Origin of the sequence: Ilumatobacter sp., from assembly GCF_046290335.1 — a bacterium.
Classification (GTDB): domain Bacteria; phylum Actinomycetota; class Acidimicrobiia; order Acidimicrobiales; family Ilumatobacteraceae; genus Ilumatobacter_A.
In genome coordinates this window covers 200,683-213,319 of the sequence record NZ_JBKAGH010000002.1, presented here as the reverse complement: position 1 = coordinate 213,319, position 12,637 = coordinate 200,683, and the positions used below count along the sequence as shown (strand labels likewise).

9 protein-coding genes are annotated in these 12,637 nt (G+C 67.7%); all 9 read right to left on the bottom strand.

Annotation, left to right across the window (positions count from 1 at the left end):
* Positions 1-6 precede the first annotated feature (6 nt).
* The 9 genes from ACE37B_RS09450 to ACE37B_RS09410 all read right to left on the bottom strand — a co-directional run bounded on the left by ACE37B_RS09450 (position 7) and on the right by ACE37B_RS09410 (position 12,597).
* Positions 7-1,104, bottom strand: coding sequence for an isopenicillin N synthase family dioxygenase (locus ACE37B_RS09450; RefSeq protein ID WP_409923074.1), 1,098 nt, complete (start codon positions 1,102-1,104; stop codon positions 7-9).
* A gap of 83 nt (positions 1,105-1,187) precedes the next feature.
* On the bottom strand, positions 1,188-2,264 hold the full coding sequence (disA, locus tag ACE37B_RS09445) for a DNA integrity scanning diadenylate cyclase DisA (RefSeq protein ID WP_409923073.1): 1,077 nt from the start codon (positions 2,262-2,264) through the stop codon (positions 1,188-1,190).
* 48 nt (positions 2,265-2,312) lie between these two features.
* Complete coding sequence (radA, locus tag ACE37B_RS09440; protein ID WP_409923072.1) at positions 2,313-3,722, bottom strand: DNA repair protein RadA; 1,410 nt, start codon at positions 3,720-3,722, stop codon at positions 2,313-2,315.
* A 93-nt stretch (positions 3,723-3,815) separates the two neighbouring features.
* The gene (locus ACE37B_RS09435) at positions 3,816-4,808 is read right to left on the bottom strand and encodes an ATP-binding cassette domain-containing protein (protein WP_409923071.1); all 993 of its coding nucleotides are present in this window, start codon (positions 4,806-4,808) and stop codon (positions 3,816-3,818) included.
* Entirely contained in the window at positions 4,805-5,851 is a 1,047-nt protein-coding gene (locus ACE37B_RS09430; protein WP_409923070.1) for an ABC transporter permease, read from the bottom strand. The genes ACE37B_RS09435 and ACE37B_RS09430 overlap by 4 nt, the downstream gene beginning before the upstream one ends.
* On the bottom strand, positions 5,851-8,121 hold the full coding sequence (locus tag ACE37B_RS09425) for a cyclic nucleotide-binding domain-containing protein (RefSeq protein ID WP_409923069.1): 2,271 nt from the start codon (positions 8,119-8,121) through the stop codon (positions 5,851-5,853). Before ACE37B_RS09425 ends, ACE37B_RS09430 begins: the two co-directional genes overlap by 1 nt.
* A gap of 2 nt (positions 8,122-8,123) precedes the next feature.
* Positions 8,124-8,912, bottom strand: a complete 789-nt coding sequence (locus ACE37B_RS09420; RefSeq protein WP_409923068.1) for a DsbA family protein — start codon at positions 8,910-8,912, stop codon at positions 8,124-8,126.
* A gap of 83 nt (positions 8,913-8,995) precedes the next feature.
* A complete protein-coding gene (locus ACE37B_RS09415; RefSeq protein WP_409923067.1) occupies positions 8,996-9,766 on the bottom strand; it encodes a hypothetical protein in 771 nt (256 codons plus the stop codon).
* A gap of 215 nt (positions 9,767-9,981) precedes the next feature.
* Positions 9,982-12,597, bottom strand: a complete 2,616-nt coding sequence (locus ACE37B_RS09410; RefSeq protein ID WP_409923066.1) for an ATP-dependent Clp protease ATP-binding subunit — start codon at positions 12,595-12,597, stop codon at positions 9,982-9,984.
* Positions 12,598-12,637 lie beyond the last annotated feature (40 nt).

Below are 12,637 nucleotides of genomic sequence, written 5' to 3'. Positions count from 1 at the left end.
GGGCCGTCAGCGCAGCGCGAGGTCGCTGTGGTGGGCGGCGACGTTGGCGGGGTAGCTGCGGGAGAAGTAGTTCCAGAGTTGCTCGCCGTACGTCGCGGCCCGAGTGGTGCTCGCCATGTCGCCGACGCCAGCGTCGGTCTCGTTGGCGCTGGCCATGTAGCCCGCGCCGCGGTGTCGTTCGCTGTTCGCCACGGCGTCGACGAAGCGGCGGTCGAGGTGCAGCGGCTCGAGGGGCGTGTCGAGCGACGGCCCCTGGAAGTACGCCGCCGAGAAGCGCTCGGTGGCGGTGATGACGCGATGGGGCGTCGCGACGAAGTAGTTGCCGGTCATGCCCTGCAGCATCTCGCCGAGGTTGACCACGAACGCGCCCGGCACGCTCGGCACGTCGATCCAGTCGCCAGCAGGGTTCAGCACCTGGAGGCCGGGTGTCGGTCCGGGAGCGAGCAGCGTCAGGAAGCCCGCGTCATGGTGCGCGTTGACACCCGCCCCGCCAGCCGGCGTGGGCGGGTAGTGGATCATCTTCGTCAGCGACATCGGTTGATCGCCGAACATCCGGGTGAACACGTCAGGGGCGAGATCGAGGCCGAGCGCGAGGAGGGACAGGATCCGATCGGCCAGACGGCCCAGCTCGTCCATCCATCGCAGCGTGATGGCCCGATGCCCGGGGAGGACATCGTCGGACATCCACTGGTTGGGGCCCAGCAGGCGCCAGAACGCAGCGTCGGCGCCGTGTCGACCGCTGGGTCGATCGGCGCGTGGTTCGTACTCCGACCACACGTCGATCTGCTCGCGTACGTCGACGCGATTGTTCGTGTACTCCGAACCGACCGCCTCCCACCCCCGGAAATGGGGAGAGGCCATCTTGTCGATGAGCGCCCGATCGTCGTCGGGGAGCGCGAAGAAGCGAGCCATGAGATCGAACACGTCGTCGACGACGTCGGCGGCGATCCCGTGATCGGTGACGAGGAAGAAGCCGACCTCGTGGCAGATGGTCGCGAGCTGCTCGGCGAGCTCGCGTGTGGTCTGGCCGCCGTGATCGTCGCGGCCGGCGTGGGCGCCGTGGAGACTGACGACGGGAATCGAGTCGAACGCAGTGGTCATCATCGTCATCATCTTCGTCCGTTCTAGCGAATCGGTGGGAGCGAACCCGTGTCCGCGCGTCGAGCGCCGTGGTCGACGGTCGCGGCTCAGTGGTACTGGTCGAGAATCGCCGACTCGGTCACGCGGGCGATCGTCTCTCGCACGTCGGCGGCGGTCGCCGCATCGACGCCTTCGACCTGTGCGAGGTCGTCGACGGTCGCTCGCTGCAGCTTGGCGAGGCCGTTGAAATGCCCGGCGATGGCCGACGCCGAGTCGGAAGAAAGACGGTTGGTGCGGTGGAGCAGACGCAAGCCCCGAGGTGAGACCTCCTGCCCGAGGTCGTCGACCCCGCCTTCGAGATGTAGTGCCTTGGCAGCGAGGCGCAGGTCGTGGACCTCGTCGTCGCTGAGCCGTGACATCTCAGCGAGCGTGTCGCGTACCGAGTGGCCGTCGGCGACGTAGTCGGCGACGACGTGTTCGAGTTCGTTGTCGATCTCGCCGTACAGCTCATCGAGTTGGAGCCGCAGCAAGCGGGCATCGACACCGAGTTCGACGATCATCGTCTCGATCTCGTCGGCGATCCGGTGGACGAGTTCACCGCGCTGCACCACGGCTGCGACGTCGCGCAAGCTGGCGACGTCTTCGACCTCGACGGCCGTGAGCCGGGCGATCGAGTCGTCGAGGCGCTTCTTGTAGCGCTCCAGCGTTTGCAGTGCCTGGTTGGCGCGCTCGAGGAGGCGGCCGATCTCTTGCAGCTGTCGCTTGCCGCCACCGGCGTAGACGTTGATGACCCCCATCTCTTCGCTGGCCGAGATGACCGGGACATCGAGCGACCGCGCGACGCGTTCGGCCGTACGGTGCCGGGTGCCGGTCTCGCTCGTGGGGACGGTCGGATCGGGCACGAGGTGCACGTTGGCGCGAGCGATCCGGCCGCCGTCGGCCGAGATGATGATGGCGCCATCCATCTTCGCCAGCTCCGAGAGTCGCTGTGGGCTGTATGGCGCGTCGACGAGGAAGCCACCCGAGCAGATCGAAAGCACTTCGGGACCGTCCTCGAGCACGATCAGCGCGCCGGCCTTGGCCCGAACGACGCGGTCGATGCCGTCACGTAGTGGCGTGCCGGGGGCGATACGAGCGAGTGCGCTGCGCATCTGCTCGTTCGCGCTCCCGAAACGTGTCTCCATGTCGAGAGTGTACGCCAGGCTCGAGGTCGACGATCGGTGCCGTACGACTCAGACGGCGCGCAGCCCCGAGCCGCTCGATCCGTCGAGTCCGGCAGCCCGGAGAGCGGCAGCGATGGTATCGACCCGGATGAGTCGGACGTGGTCACGAACGTCTTCGTCGGGTTCGGGCGACTTCGCCGGGAGGATCACTCGGCTGAACCCGAGTCGGACGGCTTCGGTGATTCGGCGTGGCGCATGGCTCACCTGACGGATCTCGCCGCCGAGACCGACCTCGCCGAAGACGGCCAGGTCGGGTGGAAGCGGCGTGTCGGACATGGCGCTCGCCACGGCGAGACAGATACCGAGGTCGAGGCCCGGCTCGGTGATCTTGGCGCCGCCCGCCGCCGATGCGTACACGTCGTGATCGCCCACCTTGAGTCGGCCCCGGCGACCGAGGACGGCCATCAGCATCGAGAGTCGGCCACCATCGATACCTTGCGCGCTGCGACGGCATGGGACGTTGGGGATCGCTTCGGTGGTGAGCGATTGCAACTCGATCACGATCGGGCGCCGGCCCTCCATCGTCGGCACGACCGCGGATCCGGGGATGCCGGTGCGCCGGTCGGCGAGGAACAGCGTCGACGGGTCGGGCACCGCGACGAGCCCGGCGCCGACCATCTCGAACAGCCCGAGTTCGTTGGTCGGCCCGAACCGGTGCTTCGTCGCTCGCAGCAGACGCAGCGCGTGGTGACGGTCGCCTTCGAACTGCAAGACCGTGTCGACGACGTGTTCGAGGACGCGAGGGCCCGCGAGGCTGCCTTCCTTGGTGACGTGGCCGACCAGTACCACGGCGATGTTGCGCTCCTTGGCTTCGTTGACGAGCCGGTGGGCGCACCCGCGAACCTGTCCGACGCTGCCGGGCGGGGAGCTGAGCGCCGGGTCGGCCACGGTCTGGATCGAGTCGATCACGACCAACTCGGGTGCCGTGTCGTCGATCGCCTGGAGGATGTGGGGGAGCGACGTCTCGGACTGCAACCACAGGTCGGGGCGGATCGCATCGAGGCGCTCGGCGCGGAGCCGGACCTGTTGGGCGCTCTCTTCCGCGCTGACGTACAGCGTCGCGCCCTGACGGGCCGCCAAGAGCTGCAACAGCAGGGTGCTCTTGCCGATCCCGGGTTCGCCACCGAGCAGCGTGACCGAACCGGCGACGAGGCCACCGCCGAGCACGGCATCGAGTTCGTCGATGCCGGTGGAGATCGGACGGGCGATGTCGGTCGGGACGTCGCCGATGCGCATCGGACCCGAACGCTTGGTCGGAGCGAGCGGCACGTTGGCCGCCGGGTCGTCGCCGCCGACCAGTTCTTCGACGAGTGTGTTCCAGTCGCCGCATTCGGTGCAGCGCCCCGCCCACTTCGGGCTCTGCGCCCCGCACTCGGTGCACGCGAACGTGGTTCGGATCTTGGTGGTCTTCGAGCCCATGCCCTCATCATGACAGCGCCCTGCCTCAGAGTTGAACATACGTTCGATTCGAGCGGTCCCGCGTGGGTGTCGCTCGCGGCGATACCGGTGGATTCAGGCCGGCGACTCGAGCTGGGCGCGGAACTCGTGCGGGGGCAGCGCCGTGGCGACGACGTCGGTCTGCGCGACCGCCGTCGCCGACCGAGGGAAGCCGAGGAGCGCTCCGAGTTCGCCGAAGTACTGGCCCGGACCGAGCTCGGCCAGCACGTCGCGGTCTCCGTCGACGAGTTCACGAACGATCCGAACCTGCCCCGACACGATCGAGTACACGTAGTCCGCAGGGTCCTCCTGGGAGAAGACCGTCTCGCCCGCGTCGAACCGGACCTCGTGGGCACCGCGCTCGGGTTCGACGCCGTCGGGCGTCATCCGCACGACCCGGTCGGCCACCGGAACCAGGCGGGCATCATGGGTCGACACGACGATGACGCGCCCTTGGGAGCGCAGCTCGCGGAACAGGCCGATCACCGCCTCGGCCTGGATGTGATCGAGGTTCGCCGTGGGTTCGTCGGCGATGAGGAGGTCGGGATCGGTCACGAGGCCGCGCGCCACCGCGACGCGCTGCTGTTGGCCACCCGACAGTTGCGACGGCCTGTGACGCGTGCGATCGCCCAACCCGACGCGCTCGAGCAGCGCGTCGGCGCGAGCGAGTGCTTCCGAGCGCGAGCAGGCCTTCGACACGATCAACGGGACGGCGACATTCTCCCGAGCCGACAGCGACGGGATCAGGTTGAAGCCCTGGAACACGAAGCCGACATGCTTGCGTCGGTAGGCGTCGAGGTGCTTCTTGAACGCTCCGGTCACGTCGAGGCCGTTGAGCGAGATCGATCCCGACGTCGGTGACAGCATGCCGCCGAGGCACGACAGCAGCGTCGACTTGCCCGACCCGGACGGGCCCAGCAGCACCACGAGTTCGCCGGGTTCGGCGTGGAACGAGAGGTGATCGAGCGGCCGCACGACGTAGCCGTCGCCTGCGTACTCCTTGACCAGGTCGGTGACGACGAGTCCGCTCGCCGGAGCCGTGATGCGTCCGGGCACGGGCTCAGTCACGAGAACGCCTCCGCTGGATCGGTTCGGTTGACCTTGCGCACGCCGAGCATGGCCGACAACAACCCGACGACGACGGCGATCGCCGGGACCGTGACGAGCGCACTGGCCGGGATCGTCACCGGAAGCGGAAAGACCGGCTCGATGAGGGTCGCTGCAACGGCCGCCGTGATCGACGCGATCAGCGCGATGACCACCGCCTGCACGGCGAGACCGGCGCCGAGCGATCGTCCGCTCGCGCCGACGGCCTTGAGGACGGCGAAGTCTCGTTGGCGCTCCAGCGCCGTGAGGTAGATCACGGCGCCCATCACGATCGCAGCGACGAACCACAGCAGGATCCGGATCAGGTCGATCGACGCGACGGCGGACTCGATCGGCCCGAGCGTCTCCTCGGCGACATCGTCGGGGGTGAGGATCGAGAACCCGTCGCCCGTCGTGAACCCGCCGTCGGAGACGAAGCCGGTGACGACGGTGTCGGTCTGGAACGCCATCTGCTGCGCCGTGGCGAGTTCGACGAACCCGAACGCCTGACCGGCGAGCACCGTGCTGTCGGAGGTGAGTCCGACCACCTCGAAACGCTCGACGCCGATCGCGACCTCGCTGCCGACATCGACGTCGAGCGAACGGTCGAGGACGATCTGGCCCGGGCCGGAGATGCCGGTGCCCGATACGACGGTCGGTTGGCCGAGGGCACCGATGCGGTGGCCGATCACCTGGACTTCGAGCGTCTCGTCGTTGTCGGGGGGCGCAGCGAGCGCGCCCCTCGTCACGACCACCGGCTCGACGACGCCGTCGGTTCGCTCCTCGAGTGTCGCCTCGACCGACAGCGGGAGGGCGGACGCTGCCGTGAACGGGCCGCCGACGCCCTCGACGAGGATCCAGCTCGAGGCCCCCACGTTGTCGAGGGCGTCGTAGGGCTCGTTGTTGAGATGATGGGCGAGCCCGGTCATCAGGTACAGCAAGGTGAGCACGAGCGCGACGAGCACGGTGACGAGCCCGACCCGCCGAGCGCGGTACTGCAGGTCGCGCAAGGTCATGAGCAGCATCAGCGCCCCCCGAGGTCAGGGCGGGTGGCGAATGCCGGGTGAGCTGCGAGCCACTCGTCGATCATCGGCAGGGCGGACTCGTACCCCCGGTCGGCGGCCGGGACGACCTGGGCGAAGTCGAGGAGGGCGACGCCACGGAGGTCGAGGTCGAGATACAGGTCGACCGCCCCCGACGCGAGATGCTCGTCGCGGCTCTTCGACGATCCGATCAGCAGCGATCGCATCAGCGTGGTGGCGATGCCCGGCAACGCTGTCACCGGCTGTCGGCGTCGCAGCTTCGACGGCGTGGCCTTGTCACGCAGCGCCTTCCAGCCCGACACCGAGAGCCCGTAGTCACTCTTGGCCGACGGTCCGACCGGCGGTGCGACGTCGCTCGCGATGATGGTGGCGATCGACGGGTCCGACGCCACGACACCGACCGGCAGATTGTCGAGGATGCCGCCGTCGGCGAGGAGATGCGTGCCGTGGACGACCGGTGGCAACACACCGGGAATCGACACCGAGGTGCGGATCATCGTGGCGACGGGGCCCGTTCGATGCACGATCACCTGCGCCGTCGTGAGGTCGGTGCTCACGCAGGCGAACGGAATCGGGAGATCGTCGATCTCGGTGTCGCCGAACTGGTCGGCGAGAACGCCCACGATGCGCTCGCCCTTGATCAGCGACACGATCGGCACGGTGTAGTCGAGGAGTCGCTCGGCGCCGTTGCACATGTCGGCCAGCAGTTGGTGGGGTCGCAGTTGCTGCGCGATGCAGCCGGCCACGATCGAACCCATCGAGGCACCGACCACCCGATCGATCGGGACCCCTCGTTCGGTCAGCGCCCGGAACACACCGATGTGAGCGTGCCCACGAGCTCCGCCACCGCTGAGCACCAGCGCGACGCCGCGGCCTCCGGCCAACCGGCCGAGGCGAGCAAGATCGGACGCGTCGCCTCGACGGAGGTGATGGACCTCGGTGACGTCGAAACGTTCGCGCAGACGTCGCGTCGAGCCCGCCCGGATCGGACGGTCGACGTGCTTGAGCGCGAGCCACACCGGAATGTGTTCGTGGACGGACGCGAGCACGCTCTCGATGCGACGCTCCTCGTCACGGTCGGGATCCGCCGACGTGACGATGACGACCTGGTCGGTGTGGTGCAGCGCTCGCTGGGTCCAGCCGCCGTCGATCCGGTCACCGTCGGCCACGAGCACCACGTGCTCGGCATCGTTCTCGACCTGATGCAGCAGCTCGGCGAGTCGGACCTCGCCGAACGAGCCGGACGGCGTGTCGGCGATGCCGGGTTGCCCGAGCAGCCGATCAACGCGCTCGGCATCGAGCACGGTCGTCGCCCCGAACGGTCGGAGCGAGTCGACGATCCCGTTGGTGATCGTCCGGATCCGTTCGCGTTGGTCGGCGCCGGTCGTGACGATGGTGAACGTCCGTGTCGTCGTCACCGTCGAGTGGTCCTGTCCCGATCGATCGAGGATGCGACGAACGAGACCCATCGCGAGCGCTGTGTGGTCGGCGGAGATCGACCGAAAGTCAGCGGCCGAGAGTCGTGCCAGCGACGAGTCGCGCAGTGCGATCACGGTGGCGCTGCGTGAGCGTCCTTCGAGGAGCCCGAACTCGCCGACGATGCCGCCGCGGCCGATCTCGACGAGTGCAGGTGCACTTCCTGGTGGATCGACGACGCCGAGCCGACCGCTGACGACGAGGTAGGCAGCGTCGGCCGCATCGCCGGCCTCGAACAGCGTGTCGCCCGCGGTCAGCTGCACCCAGGTGACGCGCTCGGCGATCGCTGCGACCGCCGCGCCGTCGGGTGCCTGCAACTCGTGTGACAACAGCGCCGCGACACGCGAGCGATCGGTGCGCTCGCGAGCCGATCGCAGCACGTGGTCGGCGGCGTCGGGGTGCGCTGCGAAGGCATCGACGAGCGGCGCTCGCTCGATGGTTGCGACCTCGCAGTCGTCGAGTGCCACCAGCGTCGCGGTGCGGTGTCCGCCGATCATGGCGGTCACCTCCCCGACGAGCGCCCCCGGACCGTGGATCGCGACGCAGACGTCGCCAGCATGGCCACGGACCATCGCTGCGAGTGATCCGCCGAGCACCAGGTACGCGACGTCGCTGTCGTCACCTTCTCGACACAGTTCGTCGCCTCTGGCGAGTTGTCGCGTGGACGCCACGGCTCGCAACGCGTCGACGAGCGGCTGGCGAACCTCGTCGCGCTCGGCGTCGTGCTCGCCGTTGCTCTCTCCGACGATCTCGAGGTGGTCGGATTCGGTCGACATGGTCAGTCGGCGCGGCCGATCGTGACGACCTTGCCTCGGTCGATCGACACCCAATCCCGCGCGTCGAGGTACGGGCGCAGACGGTCGACGATCACGCCGTTGTAGGTCGGGTTCTTCGGTCGCTGGAGTTCGAACAGGTACGGGAACTCGAGCCACGCCGTCGTCGCGTGCCAGAGCCGCAGCGCAGCGTCGCCCGTCGGGGGATCGAGGACGACGGGTCCGAACATGCACTCCGGGTCGCCGTCGTCGTTGAAGAACTCGGGGAAGAACAGCGTCGGTACGCCGTAGCCGCCTGCGGCGACGACGCGGTCGTGGTCGGAGCGGACTTCGTCGTGCGTGCTCGGATCGGCGATCGCCTCGTCGACGATCGCCGGGTCGAGCCCGATCTCCGCGAGGAGGTGCCGAGCGACAGCGGGTTCGTGGGGCTTGTGGCCGTCTTCGTGCAGCGCGCGTCCGGCTCGCTCGTACCAGCGATCGAGGTCGTCCATCGAGCGGCGTCGCAGCACGGCCCCGATCCGCATCATCGACCAGCCGTACGACCACTCCCGCTCCCACGGGTGCTTCTTGCCCTCTTGGCGGTTGATCTCCTCGAGGCTGAAGAACTTCCAGTCGATCGAGAGGTCGGGCCGCGTCGAGTCGGCGGCGAGTTCCCGACGGACCTCACGTATCCATTTCGCCGTCTGGTAGGCGAACGGGCACATGACGTCGAAGTGGAAGTCGACGCGAGAGAGCGTGCCGATCGCCGACGCGACATCGTCGGTGGTGGCGCCGCTGTGTGTTGAATCCCCCATTGATCGCCAACGATGCCACATCGGCGCCAGCGCGGCGGCAACAGAGCCGCGATGGCGTGCTCCGGGCGTTGTGTTGGTGCTGCTCAGGCGGCGCGACGGTGGTACCGGCGACTGCGGCGCCATCTCGCGATCGTGACGTAGCCGATGAAGACGGTCATGAACGCCACCCACGCCACCAGCGCGATCAGCGCGACGATCGACAGCGGTCGCGCCCACGAACCGCCCGCGGACGGCGCCTGCTCGGCGCGTGCGCTGAGCTCGAGGATCGAGCCGTCCATCGGCACGGACCATTCCAGTCGGCCGTCCGGGGTGACGGTGCCGTTGGTGCCGTCGTCGAGGATCTCGCCGGGAAGGGTGGCTCGCACGGCCGCCGTGATCGAATCGGCCGGTGTCGCGTTGGCGGCAGCGAATTCCTCGTCGAAGGGCACACCGCCGACGGCGCTGATCAGTTCCTCGTCGGCGAACGCAGCGAAGCCCCCGGGCAACCCGAACTTGCCGGTGAACGTGTTGGTCGTCACGTCGCCCGATTCGCCGCGCCCGAGTTCGGGGTCGGCGAACGGTGGCCCGAGGCTGCGTAGCAGGTTGGTCGCCTCGTCAGCGCCTTCGAACGGGTGGGTGAACGTGATGACGAGGCCACCGTCGGGTGTCGGCGTGGGCCCGTCGACGACCCAGCCCGCGTCGACGATGTCGTCGAGGACGAGGTCGTCGGCGATCGTCGGTACTCGCTGGATCACGTCGGCATCGGCCGTCGCAGTGATCGACATCGTGCCGGTGCCATCGGGGTCGACGGAGACGTCGAGGACGATGTCGACCCGACACGAACTCAGCACGACGATGCCCACGATCGCCAGCACGATCCGCGACCATCTCGATGTCGCCGTCGTCAACTGCACCTCGTCACCTGCACCTCGTCACCTGCACCTCGTCACCCGCACCTCGTCACCTGCACCTCGACAGTATGACCGCATCGAGTCGCGCCGCCACGGCACACATCGAGCCCACAAGCGATGAGGACCGGTGCGGACGTGCCGCACCGGTCCTCATCGCAATGTCGGGCTGGGAGTTCGGGTCAGTCGGCGTCGGGTGGAGGAAGTTCGCCACCCGACGACTCGGCGGGAGGCGTCGGGTCCGCCGTCGCCGTCAGCTCGAGTTCGACCGACGACGGCGGCACGAAGCCCTCGACCGCCTCGAACGTGAACCGGCGCTTGCCCGGTGCTTCCGGGTCGTCCTCGACGTCGACGACGATGATCTCGCCCGCCGAGAAGTCCTTGTACAGGAGCTTCTCCGATAACGGATCCTCGATGTGACGCTGGATCGCACGACGGAGCGGGCGACCGCCCAGCGTCGGGTCGTAGCCGACGTCGGCCAGCAGATCCTTCGCCGCCTGCTTGAGCTCGATGCCCAGGCCCTGGCCTTCCAACTGCTTGACCAGACGCTCCATCTGCATGTCGACCATCTGCAGCACCTCGTGGTGGGCGAGCTCGTGGAAGACGATGGTCTCGTCGATGCGGTTGAGGAACTCCGGTCGGAAGTGGCCCTTCAGCGACTCGTTGACCTTCTCCTTCATCCGCTCGTAGCTCATGGCCGTGTCACCGGTGTTGAAGCCGACGTTGGCCTTGCGCAAGTCCTGGGTTCCCAGGTTGGAGGTCATGATCAGCACCGTGTTGCGGAAGTCGACCGAGCGCCCTTGGCTGTCGGTCAGGCGACCCTCTTCGAGGATCTGCAACAGCGTGTTGAACACGTCGGGATGCGCCTTTTCGATCTCGTCGAAGAGGACCACGGAGAACGGCTTACGGCGGACGGCCTCGGTGAGCTGGCCACCGTCGTCGTAGCCGACGTAGCCGGGAGGCGAACCGACGAGGCGACTCACCGCGTGTGGCTCCATGTACTCCGACATGTCGAGGGTGATCATCGAGTTGTCGTCACCGAACAGGAACTCGGTGAGCGTCTTGGCCAGCTCGGTCTTGCCCACGCCGGTGGGGCCGAGGAAGATGAACGAACCGGACGGACGCTTCGGGTCCTTCAGGCCGGCGCGGGTACGGCGGATCGACTGGCTGACCGCCTTGATGGCGTCTTCCTGACCGATGATGCGCTTGTGGAGTTCGGCCTCCATGTTGAGCAGGCGCTCGGTCTCTTCCTCGGTCAGCTTGTACACGGGGATGCCCGTCCACAGCGACAGCACCTCGGCGACGGCTTCTTCGTCGACCTCGTCGAACAGGTCGACACCTTCGGCCTTGACCTCGGCTTCTTTGGCGGCCTTTTCTTCGAGGAGCTTCTTCTCCTCGTCGCGGAGGCGACCGGCTTCTTCGAACTGCTGGTCTTCGACGGCGGTCTTCTTCGCCTCTTGGACTTCGAGGAGCTTGGCCTCGACTTCGCGCAGGTCGGGCGGCGTGGCCATCCGCTTGATGCGCAAGCGAGAACCGGCCTCGTCGATGAGGTCGATCGCCTTGTCGGGGAGATGGCGATCGGAGATGTAGCGGTCGGCGAGATTCGCTGCGGCGACGAGTGCCTGATCGGTGATCGTCACCCGGTGGTGCGACTCGTACTGATCGCGGATCCCCTTCAGGATCTCGATCGTGTGCGCGAGCGTCGGCTCGTCGACCTTGACGGGCTGGAAGCGCCGCTCGAGCGCCGCGTCTTTTTCGACGTGCTTGCGGTACTCGTCGGTCGTGGTGGCGCCGATGGTCTGGAGTTCACCGCGAGCGAGCATCGGCTTGAGGATCGAGGCGGCGTCGATGGCACCTTCGGCTGCGCCGGCCCCGACGAGCGTGTGGATCTCGTCGATGAACAACAAGATGTCGCCACGCGACTTGATCTCCTTGAGCACCTTCTTCAAGCGCTCTTCGAAGTCGCCGCGGTAGCGAGAACCGGCGACGAGGGCGCCGAGATCGAGGGTGTAGAGCTGCTTGTTGGTCAGCGTGTCGGGCACGTCGTTGTTGACGATCTTCTGTGCGAGACCTTCGACGATCGCCGTCTTGCCGACGCCGGGTTCGCCGATCAGCACCGGGTTGTTCTTCGTGCGGCGAGACAGGATCTGCATGACCCGCTCGAGTTCGTTGCTCCGACCGATGACCGGATCGAGCTGACCTTCACGAGCTGCCTGGGTGAGGTTGCGGCCGAACTGGTCGAGGATCTGGGAGTTGCCGCCCTTCTCGTCGCCCTCTTTGGAGCCGGGGCCGACACCGGCGGTGGCGCCTTCGCGGCCGCTGGAGCCGGCGCCGCTCGCACCGGCGCTGCCCGCGGGCCCCTGATAGCCGGACAGCAGCTGGATGACCTGCTGGCGCACACGGCTCAGATCGGCGCCGAGCTTGACGAGCACCTGGGCCGCGACGCCTTCGCCTTCGCGGATCAGGCCGAGCAGGATGTGCTCGGTGCCGATGTAGTTGTGGCCGAGCTGCAGGGCTTCGCGCAGCGACAGTTCGAGCACCTTCTTGGCTCGGGGCGTGAAGGGGATGTGGCCCGACGGCGACGAGCCGCCCTGGCCGATGATCTCCTCGACCTGGCTGCGCACCGCCTCGAGCGAGATGCCCAGCGATTCGAGGGCTTTGGCGGCGACGCCTTCGCCTTCGTGGATGAGGCCGAGCAGGATGTGCTCGGTTCCGATGTAGCTGTGGTTGAGGAGGCGCGCCTCCTCTTGTGCGAGCACCACGACTCGGCGAGCCCGGTCGGTAAATCGTTCGAACATTGGCGTGCCCTTTCCCCAGAGGAAGTTGGTGATCAAACCC